Raw genomic sequence first — 19,004 nt, forward strand, 5'->3', positions numbered from 1 at the left:
CGCACCCCGGCCCGCGCCCCGGCCCGCACCCGGGCCCCGGCAGCGCCCCGACACCCCCCCGCCGCCCCACCCCCCCACCCCACCAGGAGGCCCCCGTGTTCAAGCAGACCCAGCAGCACGCCGGAGGCGTCACCGAGGGAACGGCCAGTGAGCCGGCCGCCCGGATGCTCCTTGCCACCGCCGTCCGCCGCGGCTACACCGTGGAGGCCACCCCCGCCGGGGGCGCGCTCATCACCTGGACCCGCCACCTGTTCGGCGCCACGGACGGCGCGGTCGTCCTGGCCACCCGCTCGATCAGCCTGGAGCCCTTCACCCCGGTCGGGGCCCTGTCCGGCCCCACCCGCGACGACCTGGCCTTGATCGGCGGCGACCGCCACGCCCACTACGCCGAGGAAGACGGGCGCCGCGTCATCGCAGGCCCCATGTGGCGGATCCCCGCCTTCGCCACCGCACGCCTCCGCGCCCGGACGCTGGTGGTCGAGGACGGGGACCGGGTCCGCCTGTCCCTGACGGCCCGCCTGGGACTCCTGGCCCAGACGCACCGCACCCGCACCACCGAGCCGGAGGGCTTCCGCCGGCCGTCCGCCGGCGACCCGTACGGATCGGCCGGCCTCAACCGCCCCGGCGGTCGGGCCGGGATGCTCCGGGACGGATCAAGCTGGGCCGTGTGCTCGTGCGGGCAGTTGAACGGGGCGCTCGGCGGGACCCGTGACGAGGCACGCCGCCTCACCCGCGAGCACCGCCGGGCGATGACCGCCCAGTTCGTCACGGAGCACCTGGCCCCGCCGACGCGCGCGACCGCCTGACACCTGATCACCCTGGCCCTCCCTCCCGTACACCCATGACCAGCGTTGCAACTTGACGTTGCAATGCGAGCGTGCAACCATATGTGGCGTGAGGGAGGGCCCACAGCCCGCCCCCACCACAGCCTTCGCCCACCCGGGCCACCAGAGAACGGGGCAAGACCATGCGCAACTACGCCACCGCACAGAACATCGGCGGACGCGAGATGCAGTGCGACGCCACCGCCGTCCACACCACCCCCGCCGGCACCAGCGCGTACGTACTCCTGGACGGGATCGGGGACTCGGAGAGCGTCCAGACATGGACGCGGGAAGCAGCCGGCCGCCTCGCCCGCCACGCCGCCCGCCTCGGCGACGCGGAGACCGCCCTGCGCGAGCTGTACGCCATGTACCGCGCCCGCCCGGCCAACGCCGACCGCTACACCCGGGACTACACCGAGAAGGCCGCCGCCGTGGTGGTCGTCACGGCCCCCGGCCGCCCGTACAGCGTGGCCTGGAGCGGGGACTCCCGCGCCTACCTGCTCCAGGACGGCACCCTCCGGCGCCTGACCAACGACCACAACCTCCGCCGCGTCTACCCGCCCACCGACGTGTACCCCGAAGGCGGCAACCGCCACCGCATCACGGCCTGCCTCGGGTCCTGGCGGACCGACGAGGACGCCATGGCCTACGCCAACCACCCCGCCATGGAAGCCGCCACCGTCCCGGCCGCCCCCGGCCGCCTGGTGCTGGTGTCGGACGGGGCCTATGAGCCGATCGAGGACAACGGCGCCGACCTGGCCACGTACCTCGCCGGCCCCCCGGCGACCGCCGCCGTCAACCTGGTGGAGACCGCCGTCGCGTGGGGCGGCAAGCGCCCGGACAACGCGACCGCCCTCGTGGCCGACCTGCCCGCCTGACCCCTTGTCCGGACCGTGTCCGGGCCTGTCCGCCCCCGCCGGACGAACAGGCCCGGTCACCCGCCCGAGCACCAGCACCACCGACGAAAGGCGCGACGCATGGCCACCATCACGATCAGCCACACCCCGGCAAAGGGCACCCTCGTGGACGGCGACACCGAGAAGGGCGACGGCACCGGCGACATCCTCAAGCGGCACGCCTTCCGCTGGTTCCGCTCCCTGCGCCAGTACGGCCACCCCAACAGCCGCGACCGCGCACCCCGCATCGTGGCCATGGAAGCCGCGGCCGAGGAGCTGCGCGCCGCCGGCCACACGGTGACCGTCAAGGTGGACGACGAGGTGCGCCCCAACGACGTGGTGCGCGCCGACAAGCACGAGCGGCTGGAGGACCGCCGCGACGCCCTCACAGCCAAGGGCGAGAAGCTGGCCCGGCAGGCGGACTCCCTGTACCGGGCGTCGAACGCCATGGTGGAACACATCCCCCTAGGCCAGCCGGTCGGCCCCGGCGCCCGGGGCCGCGCGCACCGCAACCTCCTGGACCGCAGCATCAACACCGCCATCCGCTCCGCCCTCACCGCCGAGGAGGCACGCCGGGTGCCCGCCCTGGTCGAGGGGTCCCGCCGCGCCGAGGCCTACGGGGAGCGCCCGGACGTCACCGCGCGCCGCGTCGAGCGGCTGGAGGCCGAACGGCGCAGCCTCGTACGCCGCATGGAGTCCTTCAACCGGTACCCCTCGGCCCGTTCCGCCGACCTCCACCGCCAGTACGAGGGACAGCTGAAAGTCCTGGACGAGCGGATCGCCGGCGACCGCGCCGTCCTCGACGCCGCGGCCGAGGCCGGCAGGTTCGGCCGGTACTCCAAGAACAACGTCCACCGCGACGACCTGGTCAAGATCCGGGGCCAGTGGCGCACCGTGGTCCGCGCCAACGGCAAGAGCGTGAGCGTGACCACGGGCTACTCCTGGACGGACCGCTACGGCTGGGAAGAGGTCCGCGCGCTGCGCTGCCAGCACGTCGAGGACACCCCGGACAACTGACCCCGGACAGGGCGGACAGCCCCCGGACGCTGTCCGCCCCGCCTGTCCGGGAGTTGTCCGCGAACAACTGCGGACAACTCCCGGACAACCCCACCCGGACACCCCTGTCCGGACACTGTCCGCCCCGCCCCACCAGCCAGAACACCCCCAGGCGGACACCCCGTCCACACCTTGTCCGCCCCACCCCGGACACCGTGTCCGCCCCCTGTCCTCCCGGCCCGGACACCCTGTCCGGGCCCCGCGCGAAAGGAACCCGACAGTGGCCCTCCCGATCATCCTGGCCATGGCCGCCGCATGGTGGATCTACCACCGCCAGACCCGCCCCGGCACCGGCCCCGGCGCCTCCGCCGAAGCCCGCGCCCGACAGCTCCGCACCCCCCTCGTCCGCCTCGCCGACGCCCTCGGCATCGACACCCGGGCCGGCCGCCAGGCACGCAACTGGAAGGCCGGCGCCATCGGCGAGAAGCGCGCCGCCGCCCGCCTGGCCCAGCTCACCCAACAGGGCTGGACCCTGCGTTACGACCTGGCCCTCCCGCCCGGCGAAGGCACCGCCAACGTGGACGCGCTCGCCATCTCCCCCAACGGGCACGTGTTCGTGCTCGACCCCAAGATGATGGCAAGCCGCTACCCCGTCACCGTGCGGGTGGGCCGGCTCTGGCACGGCGACCGCGACGTCACCGCGCGCGTCACGAGCACCCGGCGCGAGGCCGAAGCCGTGTCCCGCGCCCTCGGCGTGCCGGTCACCCCGATCGTCGCCATCGAGCACGCCCCCCTCGTGGGCCCCCACGGAAGGCCGGCTACCGAACTGGCCCTCGGCGGAGTACGCATCGTCCCGGCCGAGGTACTGCCGGCCGTACTGCGGGAGGCCGCCCGGATCCCCGCCCAGCGACGCGCCGCCGACCTGGTCGCCGCGGCCGACCGCGCCCTCCCCCCGTACACCCGCCGCTGACCCTCGCCCCCCGCGCCCGCACCGCGCCCCGCGCCGGTGCGGGCTTCCTCGTCCCCGACACGCCCCCCACCACCAGTCCACGCAACTTGACTTTGCAACATCGTGTTGCAACTATGTGGGGGTTGGAACCCGCACCACCAGGCCAGGGAGCAGCGCCATGGACTACCGCGAAACCACCGTCACCATCTACGGCGTCCGCCGCACCGTGCGCACCGAACGCACCGGTACCGTCCGTCAGATGGAGACCGCCCATACCCGCGCTGTCCGCGCCACCCTGGAAGAGCTGCACGACGCCAACAAGGCCCGCGCCCTGGCCGCCGCCAAGCGCACCGCCCGCGCCGCCGACGAGAAGGCGCGCGGCCACAACAGCGGCCCGGACCAGCGCGCCGCCTTCGACGCGAACCGCGCGGTCGCCCAGATCGAGAAGCGCAAGTTCGAGGCCCCCACCTTCCCCAACTTCGCGGCCATGGCCCGCCCCCACCCCCCGGTGAAGTTCGACCTGGACCCCACCGACGCCCAGTTCGCGGACTGCCACGAGTTCATCAACCCCAACGCCACCGCGCCGGCGCCCGTGGTCGAGGAGCCCCGCCCCCTGATGGGCCCCGGCAACTTCCTGGCCTCCCTGCTCGCCTCCGTACAGCCCCCCGCCATCGAGGAGCCGGCCACCGAAGAGCCCATGGACCTGGAAGCGTTCCTCAACGACTTCTTCGACCCCGCCAAGTAGCCACCCCTCGGGGCGCGGCCCACCGGCCGCCCCCGCCCGTTCACCTGCCGCTACCGCACCCCAAAGGAGCACCCTCATGGGCGCCTGCCTCACCCCGACCGCCGAAATGGCCCCCTGGTACAACGTCGAGATCAGCGAGGGCCTCGCCCTGGGCAGCGGCTACGCCGAGCTGACCGCGACCACCTACCTGCACGGCTGGTACCGCATCCGCGAGGAGTCCGACGGCGACCTCACCGACGAGGAGCTGGAGGCCGCGTACACCAACGAGGAGCGCGCCGCGGCCTGGGTCACCCTGGCCCCGGACACATTCGCCACCCCGGCCGCCCCCGTGTCCGCGTTCCTGGCCGCCCTCCGACAGATCGCCGACCACCCCGCCTACCAGCGCTGGGAGAAGGAGGGCGGACAGCCCCGGTCGACCGGCGCCCGCGCGGAAGTCCGCGAGGACGGCCGGGTCCTGACCACCGGACCGTTCATCCGGCACCCCAGCGACCAGGACGGGGACCACCTCCAGAGCGTGGAAGTCCTCTTCGGCGACGTCCGGCCGCTCCTCGACGCGGTGACCGCCCTGGCCTGACCCTCCGGGACACCGGCCCGCACCGCCCTCGCGCGCGTGCGGGCCTTCTGCTGTCTCCCCGGCCCCCAGGTCCCCCGGCCGCTGCCGACCCGGCAGGCGCGCGCCTGCCCTATCCTTCTGCGCCGCCGTCCGCCGCGACCAGGGGAAACAGCCCATGACCCAGGCCACCTACGTCCGTACCGACACCATCCCGCTCGCCCAGCTCACCCCGTTCCCCGGCAACGCCAAACGCGGCGACGTCGGCACCATCCTCACCAGCCTCACCCGCAACGGGCAGTACCGCTCCCTCGTCGTCCAGGAGACCGACCCCGGCCACTACGTCGTCCTCGCCGGCAACCACACCACCCAGGCCATCGCCGCCCACGGTCCCGGCGACTGCGGCATGACCGTCCAGGTCGGCGCAGAGGAACGCCCCTGCGGGGTGTGCGGCAACCAGCCGTGGGAGCCGACCGCGCGCTGTGAGGTCGTCCACTGCGACGAGGACACCGCCCGCCGCATCAACCTGGTCGACAACCGCAGCTCAGAGCTCGGCACCTGGGATGAGACCGCCCTCGCCGAACTCATCGCCGGCCTGGACGACGACCTCGGCGGCACCGGCTACAGCGACGAGGACCTCGCCGACCTGCTGACCGCCATCGATGAGGCCACCGCCGAGGAGGAGCCGCCCCCCGAGGAACAGCCCGCCGCCCCGGACACCACCCCCGGCGCCCCGGACACCACCGCCGCCCCTGCCGCGGCCGGTGACCCCTCGCCGCCGCTGCCACCCCCGCCCGGCCACGTGCTGATGACCTTGACCTACCTGCCCCCCGACCGCGACGAGGCCGCCCGCCTGGTGGTCGCCGCCCGGGAACTGTTCCCCACCGAGGGAGCCCCGGAGATCGTGCTCCGCGCGCTCCGCGCCCTGGCCGCGCTCCTCGACTCCCGCCACAGCCACGACGGGGTGGTGACCGTCTCCGCGCTCCTCAAGGCCGCCGGGGTCGACCGCCCGTGACCGCCCTCGCCCTGGAGACCCCGCCCGTACGCCGTCGACCTCGCCGGCCGCAACGGCTCCTCACCCAGAACAGCGAGCTGCGCGGAGAGAACATCTGGAACTGGACCATCCCGGCCCTGGCCACCCGCCTGTGGGACGGACGGGTGATCAAGACCTGTCCGGCGGCCGGGGTCTGTGCCCAGGCCTGCTACGCGAGGAATGGAACCTACAACTTCCCCGGCGTCATCCAGCGCCACCAGGAGAACCTGGCCTACGTGCTGGACGACCCGGCCGGGTGGCAACGCCAGATGGCCGCCGAACTGGCCCACCCCCGCCACCGAGGCGGCTGGATCCGTATCCACGACGCCGGCGATTTCTTCAGCGACCGATACCTGGCCATGTGGCTGAGACTCATCGCGTTCCGTCCGGCCGTGAACTTCTACTGCTACACCAAGGAAGTCGACCGCTGGAACCGCATGGTCCGCCCCGCCCCACCTCGAAATCTGCGCTGGGTGTTCTCGTACGGCGGCAACGAGGACCACCTCATCCGCCCCGGCGACCGCGTCGCGGACGTCTTCCCGGACGAGGCCGCCATCCTGTCCGCCGGCTACCACTCCCAGGACGCGTCCGACCTCCTGGCCGTCCTCGGCCCGGCCCCCGTCGGCATCCCCGCCAACAACATCCCCCAGTTCCGGCGCCGCATGGCCGGCCGCACCTTCCGGGAGTGGCAGGTCGAGCGGGACACCAAACGGGCGGCACGCACCCGCTGACCCCCGCCACGGGCCCACCCGCCCCGCACCGGCGGCACCCGTTCCGCTTACCGCCCCACGGACCGTCAACTCCCGTTCTGATCAGTGCCGGAGCCTCGCCCCCGAGGGCCGAACACGACCTCCGCTTATCCTCTTGCGCTGCCACCCGCCCCGAGGAGACCGGAATGGCCCAGGCCACCTACCTCCGGACAGCGCTCATCCCGCTGTCCGACCTCACGCCGTTCCCCGGCAACGCCAAGCGCGGCGACGTCGACACCATCCTGACCAGCCTGCGCCGCAACGGGCAGTACCGCTCCCTGGTCGCCCGCGAGCTACCCGGTGCCCCCCTCGTCGTCCTCGCCGGCAACCACACCGCCCAGGCCCTCCACCGCCACGGCAGCGGCGACTGCGGGCACCAGGCGTGCGGGGTGTGCGCCAACGATCCGGCCTGGACCCCGGCCGCCCGCTGCGAGGTCGTGGCCTGCGACGAGGACACCGCCCGCCGCGTGAACCTGATCGACAACCGGTCGGCCGACCTGGGCTCCTACGACGCGGACGCCTTGGCCGAGCTGCTGTCCTTCCTGGACGAGGACTACGGCGGCACCGGCTACCAGGACGCCGACGTCGAGCGGCTGCTCGCCCCGCCCCCGTCACTGGAGGAACTGGCCGACACCTACCGCGACCCGGACGACGAAGACCTCTGGCCGGTGCTGCGGTTCACCGTGCCCCCCGAGGACCGGGACCTGTTCTACGACCTCACCGCCGACGGCCCCAACCCCGGCGACGACACCGCCCGCTTCCGCCACCTCCTGGACCGGGCCCGCGCCGTCCTGGTCCCTCCGTCCTTGAGTCCGCTCGTCCACCCACAAGGGAGCCCCCGCCCATGACCGCCCAGGCCACCTACGTCCGCACGGACCGCATCCCCCTGGACCAGCTCACCCCGTTCCCCGGCAACGCCAAGAGGGGCAACGTGGAGGCCATCGTGGAGAGCCTGCGCCGCAACGGGCAGTACCGCTCCCTGGTGGTGCGGGAGATCCAGAACGGGCCGCTCATCGTGCTCGCCGGCAACCACACCATGCAGGCGTTCACCGCCCACGGCCCCGGCAACTGCGGCGCCACCGTCAAGGCCGGCCGCGGCTCCCGCCCCTGCGGCATCTGCGCCAACGATCCCACCTGGGAGCCGGCCCCCCGCTGCGAGGTCGTCACCTGCGACGAGGACACCGCACGCCGCGTGAACATCGTGGACAACCGGGCCTCAGACCTGGGGACGTACGACTTCGAGGCCCTGTCCGATCTCCTCGCCGGCCTGGACGACCTGGAAGGCACCGGCTACTCCACCCGCGACGTGGAGGACATCACCGCGCTGCTCACCGCTCCGCCGGACGAGGCCGTCCCGATCATGGACCACCACGGCGAGCCCAACGAGGAGGTTTTCCGACCCAAGATCAACATGTCCGTGTCCCCGGAGATGTTCGACCGGTGGCGCCTCGCGCTGGACGCCCACACCGGCCGGGACGACGAGGTCAAGTTGGGCGCCCTGCTGGACGAGATCGACATCGCCCGCGAGCAGGCCGCGGCATGACCCCGGCCGTCCACCTCGGCCTGGACCAGGACTTCAAGGCCCTGTGCTCCTTCGCGTTCTGGCGGACGAAGAACATGGCCGACTTCACCGACAAGCTGGCCACCCCCGCGAACATGATCTTCGGGGACTCCGGTGCCCACTCCGCCCGCACCATGGGCATCCACCTGACCCTGGAGGATTACGCCGCCTGGTGCCAGAAGTGGGACCGGCAGCTCACCCTGTACGCCAACCTGGACGTCATCGGCGGCCCGGAGGCCACGTGGCGCAACCAGAAGGAACTGGAGCTGGTCCACGGCCTGGAGCCCATCCCCGTCTTCCACACCGGCGACCCCTGGCACTGGCTTGAGCGCTACATCGAGGAGGGATACACCTACATCGCCCTCGGCAAGCTGCTGGGCAACCCCGTCCGGGAGGTGCTGCCCTGGATCGCGAAGGCCTTCAAGGTGGCCGCCGGACGGGCCGTGTTCCACGGCTTCGGACTCACCGTGTGGCGAGCCCTGCGCGAGTTCCCGTTCTACTCCGTGGACTCCTCCACCTGGGGCAGCGGCTTCCGCTTCGGCGTGATCAAACTGTTCGACCCGGCCGCCGGCACCTGGACCAACCTCATGATGCGCGACCGTGCCGCGCTGCTCCAGCACAGGGAACTCGTGCGCGCCCACCACATCAACCCCATGTCCCTCGCCACCCGGGCCACCTACAGCCGCACCGACGCCACCGTGCTGGCCGCCATCGCATGGCGCCGGGCCGAGGAGTTCATCCGCGCCCGCCACGGACCGGTCAACATCCCCCCCGGCCCCCACAACCCCGTCACCCGAGGCGGCCCCAGGCCGGCGCCCCCCGGCCTGCACCTGTACCTCGCGGAAGCCACCACCACCAACCTGTACCGCGCCGCCGCCGGCGTTCAGAAAGCCCGGCAGGAGGCGAGCACCCCGTGACCGCCTATACAGGCCTGGACCAGCCGTTCAAAGCCCTCACCTCCTACGCGTACTGGCACAAGACGTCCATGCGCGGCTTCGTCGGCAAGCTGGCCACCCCCACGAACATGATCTTCGGGGACTCCGGGGCCCACTCCGCCCGCACCCTGGGCATCCACCTGACCCTGGACGACTACGCCGCCTGGTGCCGGAAGTGGGACGAGGAACTGACCCTGTACGCCAACCTCGACGTCATCGGCGGCCCCGAAACCACGTGGCGCAACCAGCAGGAACTGGAGTCCCACGGCCTTCACCCCATCCCCGTGTTCCACACCGGCGACCCGTGGTCCTGGCTGGAGCGCTACCTGGACGAGGGCTACACCTACATCGCCCTCGGCAAGCTCCTGGGCAACCCCGTCCGGGAAGTCCTCCCCTGGATGGCCAAGGCCTTCCGCCTCGCCCAGGGCCGCGCGGTCTTCCACGGCTTCGGCATGACCCTGTGGGCCGCCCTGCGGGAGTTCCCGTTCTACTCCGTGGACTCCTCCACCTGGGGCCAGTCCGCCCGCTTCGGCGTCCTCAAGCTGTTCGACCCGAACAGCGGCACCTGGACCCCCCGCTTCATGATGAACGACCGGGCCGCGCTGCTCCGCTACCGGGACCTGATCCGCGCCCACCACACCGACCCCGCATCGCTCCCCACCAAAGCGATCAGCAAATACCCGCAAGTGACCCGCCTGGCCTGCCTCACGTGGCGCCGCGCGGAGGAGTACATCCGGGCCCGCCACGGCCCCATCACCATCCCCCCCGGCCCCCGCGACCCCGTCGCGCGAGCAGGCCGCACCGCCACGCCGGGCCTGCACCTGTACCTGGCAGCGGCCTCCCTCACCCCCCTCTACCGTGCCGCGGCCGGCGTCCAGGCCGCCCGGCAGGAAGCGAGCACCACATGACCACCACCCCGGCCGCGGCGCCGGCCCTCACCCGCACCGTGGACGTCGGCCCGTTCAGCATCTACTTCACCAACGTCAACAAGGCCATGGGACTGCGCGCCCACAGCCACACCGGCGCCGTCACCGTGGTCTACGACACCGTCGGCCGCCACGGGTACCCCAGTTTCGAGGCCACCAACGCCGCGTTGGAGGCCCGCATCCACGAGCTGACCCGCCGCGTGTTCAAGGACGCCACCAACGAGGACATCACCGACCGCCTGTTCGCCCACCTGGACGGCTACGTGGCCCCCGAGTGGGAGCCCTGGGGCGGCCAGTACAGCCTTCGCGCCGTCCACCTGGACGTCATCGGCGTCCACGACGACATCGGCCACGACAACAGCACCACCCGCTACACCGTCGCCCGCACCCACGGAGGCCAGTCATGACGCACGGCGTAACGGTCCGGCACAACTTCGAGACGGGGCACCGCCTCCCGCACCTCCCCGGCAAATGCCAGTCCCTGCACGGCCACTCCTGGTGGGCCGAGGTCACCGTGGAAGCACCGGCCCTCGCCTCCGGCCTCGTCGTGGAGTTCGGCCCGTTCAAGCACCAGCTACGCCGCTGGATCGATGAGCACCTGGACCACGGCCTCATGCTCGGCCCCGAGGACCCCCTCCTGCCCGTCCTCGCCCCCTACGGCATGAAGATCCACCAGGTCCCCGGCTGGCCCACCGTCGAGAACGTGGCCGCGCTCCTGGCCCGCGTCGCCTCCGACGCCCTCTTCGACCTCGTCCACGCCCCCCAGGCCCGCGTCACCCACGTCAAGATCAGCGAGACGCACGTCAACGCCGCCACCTGGACGGCCTCATGACCGACCTCACCGTCTCCCTGGACCACACCCTCGTCACCCGAGAGACGTTCGGCCCCACCATTCAAGGAGAGGGACCCTCCACCGGCCGCCGGTGCGGGTTCGTGCGCCTCGGCGGCTGCAACCTGACATGCAACTGGTGCGACACCCCGGAGACCTGGGACGCCTCCCGCTTCGACCTCCGGGCCACCCTCACCCGCCGCACCGTCAGGGACATCGTCACCCGCGCCCTGGAGGGGGACCCGGACCTGATCGTCATCACCGGCGGGGAACCGCTGCTCCACCAGCAGCAGGACGGATGGCTGTCCCTGCTGGCCGCCCTCCGGGGCGCACTCGTGGAGGTGGAGGTCGAAACCAACGGCACCCAGGCCCCCAACGCCCACACCACGATGCTCGTCACCCGCTTCAACGTCTCCCCCAAGCTGGCCCACGCCGGGGACCCGGCCTCCAAGCGGATCCGCCCCGAGGCCCTGCGCGCGCTGGCCGAGACGGGGAAGGCCGCGTTCAAGTTTGTGTGCCAGGCCGCGGCCGACGTCGCCGAGGTCACCCGGTTCACGGAAGCCCACGACCTCGACCCCGCGCGCGTCTGGGTCATGCCCGAGGGCACCGACGTCCCCACCCTGTCCGCCCGCATGGCCGAGATCGCCGACCCCGCCATCCTGGCCGGCTTCAACGTCAGCAACCGCTTGCACGTCGCTATCTGGGGCGACGAGAAGGGCCGATGATGATCACCACCGACACCGCCGCGGCCGACACCGTGCGCGCCGGCGACCACGACCAGGCCGCCCAGGCCTACACCCGGGGCATCCGCGCCTGGATGACCGCCACCGGCCTCGACCCGGACAGCCCCGCCCTCACCGACACCCCCGCCCGCGTCCTGCGCGCCCTCGCGGAGATGACCGCCGGCTACCACGAGGACGCGGGCGTGCACCTCGCCCGCACCTTCCCCGTGGACCACGACGGCGGCCCCATCATCGTCACGGGCGTGCCCTTCGCCAGCCTCTGTGAGCACCACATGCTGGTGTTCACCGGGCACGCGGACATCGCGTACCAGCCTCGCCCCGGGGACCCCGTCGCCGGCCTGTCCAAGCTCCCCCGCGTCCTGGACGTCTACGCCCGCCGCCTCCAGACACAGGAACAGCTCACCCGGCAGGTCGCCACCGCCCTGGACACCCACCTCCGGCCCGTCGCCGCCGCGTGCGTCATCCGCTCCGAACACGGCTGCCTGGCCCACCGAGGGGCCCGCAAGCCCGGATCGGTCATGGTCACCAGCAGCTACACAGGGGCCTGGCGCGTCGACCGGGACGCCCGCGCCGAGCTCCACCGCCTCATGGATCACTGAACCCGCCCCCGGGCCACAAGGACACGTCCCCATACCGGACACGTCCTTGGCCCCCCTTCCCACCTGTCCCCGACGGGAGGTCACCCCGTGCCCGCTTCAAAGGCCGTGCAGGCCGCCACGTCCGAGCGCCGCAGGAAAGCCGTGTCCATGCGCCTGGCCGGCGTGGACTGGCAGACCATCACCGAGCAGCTCGGCTACCGGGACCGGAACACGGCCTGCAAGGACGTACGCCGTGCCCTGGCCGCGGCGCGCAAGGCAGAGGCCGAAGAGGTCGAAGCCCTCAAGGCCATGACGGTGCTGCGGTACGACCGGCTACAGGCCGCGTTCTGGAGCAAGGCCCTCAAGGGCGACGCGAAAGCCGCCGAGGTCGTCATCAAGATCATCGCGGGTCGGTCCCGGATCGAGGGGACCGAGGCCCCGGTCCGCATGAACGTGGACGCCCAACGCCTCGGTGACGAGATCATGGCGCTGATCCACAGCGAGGCCGGCGACGCCGAGGGAGCACCGGATGACGACGGCCGAGGACATTGAGCGGCAGGTGACGGCGCTCGTGCGCGCGGGGGACGTCCAGGCCCTCCGCGCGCTCCGGGACCGCGTCCGCGCCCAGCGCACCAGCGAACAGTCCCGCGTGATCCTGCGCTACATGTACGACCCCGTGGGGTGGGCGCGGGACTGCGTGACCTGGGAGGCCGGCGAGGGACTGACCCCGTACCAGGCCGACATCCTGGCCGCGCTGCCCGTCCGCCGGCGCGTGGCCGTCCGAGGACCCCACGGCCTGGGCAAGACCGCCCAGGCCGCCATCACCGTGCTGTGGTTCGCGACCACGAGGGAAGCGGCCGGCATCGACTGGAAGGTGATCATGACCGCCTCCGCCTGGAGGCACCTGTCCGTCTTCCTCGTCCCGGAGGTACGCAAGTGGGCCAAGCGCATCCGGTGGGATGTGCTGGGCCGCCCGCCGTTCTCGGAGCGCACGGAGCTGCTGGCCCTGAACCTCAAGCTCACCAACGGCGCCGCCACCCCCGTGGCCTCACACAAGCCCGAGCTGATCGAGGGCGCGCACGCCGACAGCCTCCTGTACCTGATCGATGAGGCCAAGATCGTCCCGGATGGCACGTGGGATGCCATTGAGGGCGCGTTCTCAGGTGGCCGTACGGACGGCCCGCCCGGGACGCTGCCGGAGGCCTTCGCGTTCGCCATCTCCACCCCCGGCCCCCCGGCCGGGCGCTTCTACGACATCCACAAACACGCGCCCGGCCTGGAGGACTGGTACGTCCGGCACGTCCGCCTGGACGAGGCCATCGCCGCCGGCCGCATCAGCGAGCAATGGGCGAACCAGCGCGCCCGACAGTGGGGCGTCGACAGCGCGATGTATGCCAACCGTGTGTTGGGCGAGTTCCACGCCTCGGACGAGGACTCTGTCATCCCACTGGCCTGGGTGGAGGCGGCCGTCGAGCGCTGGCACGAGTGGGACCAGGCCGGACGCCCCACCCCCGAGGGCGGCCGGCGCGTCCTCGGCGTGGACGTCGCCCGCACCGGCGGGGACTCCACCATCCTGGCCTACCGCCACGGGCTGCTCATCAGCCGCCTGGAAGCCCACCACCGCGAGGACACCATGCAGACCACCGCCCGGGTACAGGCCGCCGTCGGCGACCCTGGCCCCGACGGCGAGGAGCCGGCCGGGCTGGTGCCCGTGGTCGACAGCATCGGCGTCGGTGGCGGCGTCGTGGACCGCCTCCGCGAACTGCGGGTGCCCGTCCTCGCTTACACGGGAGCAGCGCGCACCCGGATCAGAACCCGTGACGGGGAGTGGGGGTTCACCAACACCAGGAGCGCGGCGTACTGGCGTGTCCGGGAACTCCTGGACCCGGCGTTCGGCGCCACATTGGCCCTGCCGCCGGACGACGAGATGATCGCGGATCTCACCCTGCCCACGTGGGACGTGACCACAGGCGTGCCGCCGAAGATCCAGGTGGAGCGGAAGGAGGACGTCGTCACCCGCCTCGGCCGCTCCCCCGACAAGGGCGACGCGGTCTGTATGGCGTTCTGGGCCGAGAACCTCGCGTCCTCGACCATCGCTTCCCCCGCCAACGCGACCGGCAGCACCCGGGCAGCGTCCCGCTACGGGCGCACCCTCGGCGTCGGCAACGGAGCCTCAAGACGGCCGTCTCGGTGACCGGTCGCGCTCGACCCGACCGGAGCCGTCACAGCTCCTCGTCCAGGAGCGCGGCCGGTATGAACAGGTCGCCGATGATGGCGAACTCAGGGCCGGGACCGTAGACGATGCCCTCCCGGCCCTCGTCGGTCTCCAGCTCCACCATGGACAGGGTCTCGCCGCCATCCAAACCCGGAAGATCAGACATACCGCCACGGTACGGGCACAGGCCGCCCGTTCAACAGGGCTTTGCGTCAGCGCACCGTTGCACGGGGAAGGGCCGACCATGAGGCGCCCTCTACGGTCGAGCCCCCGGGGGGAGCCACCCCCGAGGGCCCGCCAGCCCGGCCGCACCTCCGGGCTCCGGGGACCGCCGCCGGCTACAGGTTGCGTGACCCCGCGCCGTCCGGACGCTGTATCGGCACAGCCGCGGCGCCCCCAGGAGGCGCACCTTACCCCCACCCCAAGATCTGAATTGGCGGGCTGACCTGGGCTCTTACGCCCCCGGGCGCCCGTTGGCGCGTGCCCTATGATTCCCCGCTCACAACCGGGCGACCGCATCGCACCAGGGGACAACCATGATCGAAACACGTGACCTCGCCGGCCCCTCCCAGGCGGAGGGCAGCGCAACCCGTAGAGGGCTCGACGCCCACCCGGTCGCCGACCTGTTCCCCATGGTCCCGGACGACGAGCTGAAGGAACTGGCCCACGACATCGCCGCACGCGGGCTCCTTCACCCCATCGTCCTCGACCCCGAGGGACGCATCCTTGACGGCCGCAACCGGTACGCGGCCTGTGAGCTGGCCAGCGTCGAGCCGACGTTCACCACCTACGAGGGCGACGACCCGGACGGCTACGCCCTCACGGTGAACATTGCCCGCCGGCACCTCACCAAAGGGCAGCGGGCCATGCTCGTGGCGAGTGCTGAAAAATTCAGCACCCGGGAAGCCGGCGCCCTGGCCGACGTGGACGGCTCCTACGTCGTCCAGGCACGCGCGGTCCGCAGGCATGCTCCCGACCTGGTCAGATCTGTGATCGAGGGATCCGCCGTGCTGTCCAAGGCGTATGAGATCGCCCGTGAGCGCAAGCGCGCCGCCCAATCCGCCGAGTCCGCCATGACGCTCCTGCGCGCGGAGGCCGCCGACCTGGCCGACCAGGTGATCGAGGAGCGGCTCACGCTCGACGGCGCGCGGAAGCTGCTGGAGGAACGGCGGCGAGAGGCCGAGCTGCGCGCGGCCGTAGAGCGGGTGGACGAGATCCGGGACGCCGAGGGCTCACCGGGGCCCAGCTTCGCGGAGCGCGCCGAGGACGGCGCGGTGACGTGGGCCGAGGCCTTGACCCTCGCCCAGCAGTGGGAGGAGGAGCGGGCCGCCTCCATCCGGCGGGCACAGGCCAGTGTCGGCCAGGTCGTCGCCCACTGGGGAGCCGTCCAGACCATCCGGGAGCAGGCTGGCACGCCCTACGCGGACGCCATCCTGTCCGGCCTGCAAGACACCCACCGTGCGGCTCTGGACCGCATCTTCACCGACGCACAGAACGGCTGACCAGGGATGCACGAGCCGGACGAAGAAGCATGGGCCGAGGGCGAGGCGGACGACGAGGCCGAGCTGAACCTCCTGGTGGACAGCCGCCTCAACCGGGCTCGACCGGACCGCTACCTGGCCCGGGACCGGGAGTGGATGGACGGCATCGTGGAGGAGGTGGCTGCGGAGCTGAACAGGCACCCGCGACAGGTGGTCCTCGACGCCGCCCGCCGGCTCGTGCACCACCGGGAGGGGCAGGCAACCAGGTCCGCCAACCGGCTGCTGCGCACTGTCGCGCAGACCGGGGTGCTGCCGTTGGGCTGGGGCGTCGGGGAGACGTGGGAGGTGATCCGTACCGACCTGCTGAGCCGGCCACTGTCCATCAGCGGAGAGCGGGTGCGCCTCGGCGCCGCGGCTGCTCACGACCTGGACAGTTGGTCCGCGCTGCGTGAACTGGAGGCGGCCAAGCGCAACGACTCCGAGCGGGAGACCTGGGCCGGCGCCCGACTGCTGGGCAGTTGGGTCCGCCGCCAGGGCGTCAGCCGCGTGGACGACCTGCGGGCACCCAAGCCCGTGTGATCTGAATTGCCGTCCTGACCTGGGCACTTACATCCGGTGGCGCCCGCCGGCGCGTGCCCTATGATGCTCCGCCGACAACCGGACGCCAGCATTCCACCAGGGGGCGACCATGATCAACCTGCCCGAACTCGCCCTACTCGGCTTCGCCGGGTACCGCGCGACTCAGCTCGCCGTCCACGACACGATCCTGGACCCCGTCCGCGACCGCCTCCACTCCTGGCACGACAAGCGCCCCGCCTCCACCGTCCGCGAGACCGTGATCAGCCTCATCTCCTGCGTGTACTGCATGGGCTGGTGGATCTCCGGGGCGCTCCTCGCCACATACCTGCTGCTCACCGACCGGTTCACCGGCGTGCCGCTGCTCATCCACGGCATCGAGTGGCTGGCCGTCGCCGGCGCCGCCGTGCTCATCAACCGCGCGGACGACACGATGGGCCGTATCGGCTGATGACACAGACCCGCCGCGAGATCACCGCGTCCGCTGCCCGCTACAGCCTGCGGACCGCGAAGACCTCCGCGCAGAACCCGGCCCGGAGCGACCAGGAACGGGCCTGGTCGTTCTACCGCACCCCCGAGGTGCGCTCCTTCGCGAACTGGATTGGCAACGCCATGAGCGGGGCCCGCCTGTACGCGGGCCGGCTCGGCCCCGGCGACGCCATCATCCCGGCCCCCGACGACCACCCGGCCGCCCAGATCGTCGCCGACATCGCGGGCGGCCCCAACGGGCAGTCCCAACTCCTGCGGGAGTACGGCCGTCACCTGGCCGTCGCCGGCGAGGCCTGGACCGTCATCTGCCCCCGGGAGAACGCCCTGCCGACCTGGCACGTGGTGTCCGTCCTGGAGATGACCAGCAGGGGCAAGGGCCTGGAGGCGCAGATCGACGGCGCCCCGGTCACCATCCCCGCCCTCGCCGAAGGCGCCGAAGACGACGCCACTTCGCTGGACCCGGCGGCCATCCGCGTATGGGACCCGAGCCCGGAGAAGCACCTTGAGGCCGACTCCCCGGTCCTGGGCAGCCTCAACGAGCTTGAGGAACTGCGCCTCCTCGGCGCCGCCGTCCGCGCCGTCACCCTGTCCAGGCTCACCGGCCGCGGCATCCTCGTCGTCCCCAAGGGCACCCGGTTCCCCTCCTCCCCCGCCCAGGGAGACGCGGAGGACGACCTGATCGACGTCTTCATGACGGTCGCGGAGACCGCCATCCGGGACCCAGCCAGTGCCGCCGCCACCGTCCCGATCATCCTGGAGGTACCGGCCGAGATGGTCGGCCACATCCAGCGCCTGACCTTCGAGAGCGACTTCGATGAACTCGCCATCCGGTTGCGTGAGGAGAACATCAAGCGGTTCGCCACCGCCGCCGACATCCCGGCCGAGTTCCTCCTCGGCCTGGGCGACGTCAACCACTGGGGAGCCTGGGAGCTGACGGCGGAGGCCATCCGCCTGGGCATCGTGCCGCGCCTGGACATCGTGGCCCACGCCTACACGAACCACTACCTCCGCCCCATGCTGGAGAACGAGCGCGTCCGGAACGGCGAGGAATGGTCCGTGTTCGCGGACTCCTCGGCGCTGCGCGTGCGCACCAACCGCTCCGAGACCGCGCTACGCCTCTACGAGCTGGGGGCCATCAGCAGCCGCGCGCTGCGCCGGGAGACCGGGTTCGATGAGGCCGACGCCCCCACCGGCCAGGAACGCCAGGCTCCCGTACCTGTGGAGCAGCCGGCCGACAGTGGCGAGGAGCTGCCCGTGGACGAGGCTCCCCGCGCACCCGACACCCTCCCGGCGGCGGCCGTCGTCCCGGCCGCGGCCTGCTCCCCGACAGCCGGCGCGCTGGCCGCTGCCGACGGGCTGATCTGGGCGGCCCTGTCCTCCGCCGGCGAGAAGCTGCGCCGCACCCCGGCCTGCCCGCGCAGTGAACGAGGCCGCGCCCGGGAGGTACAGGCCGCCGCTCTCCACACCCTGCTGACGGTCAACGCCGACGAGGTCGACCAGTGGCGCCTGCTGGACGGCGCATGGACCCGCGTGCCGGAGATCGCCACCCGCTACGGCATGGACCCGGAGTGTCTGACGGCCAGCCTTGACGCCTACTGCCGGGAGCTGATCGCGGCCGGGGTGGTCCATGACTTCGCCGTGGTGCCGGCCGCGATCGGCCGGTGCACGGTCGGGATCGCGGCATGAGCAGCCCCGGGCGCATCGGCGCCCCGCCCACCGACCTTGTCCTGACCGTGGCGGTCGGCACCCCCACGGAGGAGTGGTGCACGGCGTGCAAGGCGTACACCCGCCTGGCCGGCGACCTGCTGATCCTCGCCCCCGGCGGGGTGTCCCGTATCGGGACGTGGACCTGGTGCGAGATCTGCGAGGACCCCCGCGACCGGCGAGAGGAACGGACCCGTGGCTGACTGCACCCTCCGGGAGGCACCG

At 72.3% G+C, this 19,004-nt stretch carries 24 protein-coding genes; 23 read left to right on the forward strand and 1 reads right to left on the reverse strand.

Going from position 1 to position 19,004, the window contains the following annotated elements; genetic code table 11:
• The first annotated feature begins 95 nt into the window (after positions 1 to 95).
• From OTB19_RS12295 to OTB19_RS12380, 18 genes are all read left to right on the forward strand, one after another.
• Positions 96 to 806: a hypothetical protein gene (locus OTB19_RS12295; RefSeq protein ID WP_267798104.1), complete on the forward strand. Its 711-nt coding sequence runs from the start codon at positions 96 to 98 to the stop codon at positions 804 to 806.
• Between the two features lie 161 nt (positions 807 to 967).
• The gene (locus OTB19_RS12300) at positions 968 to 1,702 is read left to right on the forward strand and encodes a PP2C family protein-serine/threonine phosphatase (protein ID WP_267798105.1); all 735 of its coding nucleotides are present in this window, start codon (positions 968 to 970) and stop codon (positions 1,700 to 1,702) included.
• A gap of 99 nt (positions 1,703 to 1,801) precedes the next feature.
• Complete coding sequence (locus OTB19_RS12305) at positions 1,802 to 2,737, forward strand: DUF3560 domain-containing protein (RefSeq protein ID WP_267798106.1); 936 nt, start codon at positions 1,802 to 1,804, stop codon at positions 2,735 to 2,737.
• A 259-nt stretch (positions 2,738 to 2,996) separates the two neighbouring features.
• A complete protein-coding gene (locus OTB19_RS12310; RefSeq protein ID WP_267798107.1) occupies positions 2,997 to 3,686 on the forward strand; it encodes a nuclease-related domain-containing protein in 690 nt (229 codons plus the stop codon).
• 157 nt (positions 3,687 to 3,843) lie between these two features.
• A complete protein-coding gene (locus OTB19_RS12315) occupies positions 3,844 to 4,410 on the forward strand; it encodes a hypothetical protein (protein WP_267798108.1) in 567 nt (188 codons plus the stop codon).
• Between the two features lie 76 nt (positions 4,411 to 4,486).
• A complete protein-coding gene (locus OTB19_RS12320; RefSeq protein ID WP_267798109.1) occupies positions 4,487 to 4,984 on the forward strand; it encodes a hypothetical protein in 498 nt (165 codons plus the stop codon).
• Positions 4,985 to 5,138: 154 nt separating this feature from the next.
• Positions 5,139 to 5,975 (forward strand): hypothetical protein, encoded by an 837-nt coding sequence (locus tag OTB19_RS12325; RefSeq protein ID WP_267798110.1) that lies wholly within the window; start codon positions 5,139 to 5,141, stop codon positions 5,973 to 5,975.
• Positions 5,972 to 6,724 carry a GP88 family protein gene (locus tag OTB19_RS12330; RefSeq protein ID WP_267798111.1) on the forward strand — a complete coding sequence of 251 codons (753 nt, stop codon included), beginning with the start codon at positions 5,972 to 5,974 and terminating at the stop codon, positions 6,722 to 6,724. Before OTB19_RS12325 ends, OTB19_RS12330 begins: the two co-directional genes overlap by 4 nt.
• 164 nt (positions 6,725 to 6,888) lie before the next feature.
• Positions 6,889 to 7,590: a hypothetical protein gene (locus OTB19_RS12335; protein WP_267798112.1), complete on the forward strand. Its 702-nt coding sequence runs from the start codon at positions 6,889 to 6,891 to the stop codon at positions 7,588 to 7,590.
• On the forward strand, positions 7,587 to 8,285 hold the full coding sequence (locus OTB19_RS12340) for a ParB/Srx family N-terminal domain-containing protein (RefSeq protein WP_267798113.1): 699 nt from the start codon (positions 7,587 to 7,589) through the stop codon (positions 8,283 to 8,285). Before OTB19_RS12335 ends, OTB19_RS12340 begins: the two co-directional genes overlap by 4 nt.
• Entirely contained in the window at positions 8,282 to 9,220 is a 939-nt protein-coding gene (locus OTB19_RS12345; protein ID WP_267798115.1) for a hypothetical protein, read from the forward strand. The genes OTB19_RS12340 and OTB19_RS12345 overlap by 4 nt, the downstream gene beginning before the upstream one ends.
• Entirely contained in the window at positions 9,217 to 10,146 is a 930-nt protein-coding gene (locus tag OTB19_RS12350; protein WP_267798117.1) for a hypothetical protein, read from the forward strand. Before OTB19_RS12345 ends, OTB19_RS12350 begins: the two co-directional genes overlap by 4 nt.
• Positions 10,143 to 10,571 carry a hypothetical protein gene (locus tag OTB19_RS12355; RefSeq protein ID WP_267798118.1) on the forward strand — a complete coding sequence of 143 codons (429 nt, stop codon included), beginning with the start codon at positions 10,143 to 10,145 and terminating at the stop codon, positions 10,569 to 10,571. Before OTB19_RS12350 ends, OTB19_RS12355 begins: the two co-directional genes overlap by 4 nt.
• A complete protein-coding gene (locus OTB19_RS12360) occupies positions 10,568 to 10,996 on the forward strand; it encodes a 6-pyruvoyl trahydropterin synthase family protein (protein ID WP_267798120.1) in 429 nt (142 codons plus the stop codon). Before OTB19_RS12355 ends, OTB19_RS12360 begins: the two co-directional genes overlap by 4 nt.
• Positions 10,993 to 11,718, forward strand: a complete 726-nt coding sequence (locus tag OTB19_RS12365; RefSeq protein WP_267798121.1) for a 7-carboxy-7-deazaguanine synthase QueE — start codon at positions 10,993 to 10,995, stop codon at positions 11,716 to 11,718. The genes OTB19_RS12360 and OTB19_RS12365 overlap by 4 nt, the downstream gene beginning before the upstream one ends.
• On the forward strand, positions 11,715 to 12,335 hold the full coding sequence (gene folE, locus OTB19_RS12370) for a GTP cyclohydrolase I (protein ID WP_267798122.1): 621 nt from the start codon (positions 11,715 to 11,717) through the stop codon (positions 12,333 to 12,335). Before OTB19_RS12365 ends, folE begins: the two co-directional genes overlap by 4 nt.
• Before the next feature lie 87 nt (positions 12,336 to 12,422).
• Positions 12,423 to 12,866, forward strand: a complete 444-nt coding sequence (locus OTB19_RS12375; protein ID WP_267798123.1) for a hypothetical protein — start codon at positions 12,423 to 12,425, stop codon at positions 12,864 to 12,866.
• Complete coding sequence (locus tag OTB19_RS12380; protein WP_267798124.1) at positions 12,844 to 14,508, forward strand: hypothetical protein; 1,665 nt, start codon at positions 12,844 to 12,846, stop codon at positions 14,506 to 14,508. The genes OTB19_RS12375 and OTB19_RS12380 overlap by 23 nt, the downstream gene beginning before the upstream one ends.
• Before the next feature lie 28 nt (positions 14,509 to 14,536).
• Here OTB19_RS12380 and OTB19_RS12385 read toward each other — a convergent pair whose 3' ends face one another.
• The gene (locus tag OTB19_RS12385; RefSeq protein ID WP_267798125.1) at positions 14,537 to 14,695 is read right to left on the reverse strand and encodes a hypothetical protein; all 159 of its coding nucleotides are present in this window, start codon (positions 14,693 to 14,695) and stop codon (positions 14,537 to 14,539) included.
• 370 nt (positions 14,696 to 15,065) lie between these two features.
• Here OTB19_RS12385 and OTB19_RS12390 point away from each other — a divergent pair, with 370 nt between their 5' ends.
• The 5 genes from OTB19_RS12390 to OTB19_RS12410 all read left to right on the forward strand — a co-directional run bounded on the left by OTB19_RS12390 (position 15,066) and on the right by OTB19_RS12410 (position 18,982).
• Positions 15,066 to 16,031: a ParB/RepB/Spo0J family partition protein gene (locus tag OTB19_RS12390; RefSeq protein WP_267798126.1), complete on the forward strand. Its 966-nt coding sequence runs from the start codon at positions 15,066 to 15,068 to the stop codon at positions 16,029 to 16,031.
• Between the two features lie 6 nt (positions 16,032 to 16,037).
• The gene (locus OTB19_RS12395) at positions 16,038 to 16,589 is read left to right on the forward strand and encodes a hypothetical protein (protein WP_267798127.1); all 552 of its coding nucleotides are present in this window, start codon (positions 16,038 to 16,040) and stop codon (positions 16,587 to 16,589) included.
• A 109-nt stretch (positions 16,590 to 16,698) separates the two neighbouring features.
• Positions 16,699 to 17,037 carry a DUF1360 domain-containing protein gene (locus OTB19_RS12400; protein WP_267798128.1) on the forward strand — a complete coding sequence of 113 codons (339 nt, stop codon included), beginning with the start codon at positions 16,699 to 16,701 and terminating at the stop codon, positions 17,035 to 17,037.
• The gene (locus OTB19_RS12405; protein WP_267798129.1) at positions 17,037 to 18,761 is read left to right on the forward strand and encodes a hypothetical protein; all 1,725 of its coding nucleotides are present in this window, start codon (positions 17,037 to 17,039) and stop codon (positions 18,759 to 18,761) included. Before OTB19_RS12400 ends, OTB19_RS12405 begins: the two co-directional genes overlap by 1 nt.
• Positions 18,758 to 18,982 carry a hypothetical protein gene (locus OTB19_RS12410; RefSeq protein ID WP_267798130.1) on the forward strand — a complete coding sequence of 75 codons (225 nt, stop codon included), beginning with the start codon at positions 18,758 to 18,760 and terminating at the stop codon, positions 18,980 to 18,982. Before OTB19_RS12405 ends, OTB19_RS12410 begins: the two co-directional genes overlap by 4 nt.
• Positions 18,983 to 19,004 lie beyond the last annotated feature (22 nt).

Source organism: Streptomyces sp. H27-H5, from assembly GCF_026627505.1.
Classification (GTDB): Bacteria; Actinomycetota; Actinomycetes; order Streptomycetales; family Streptomycetaceae; genus Streptomyces.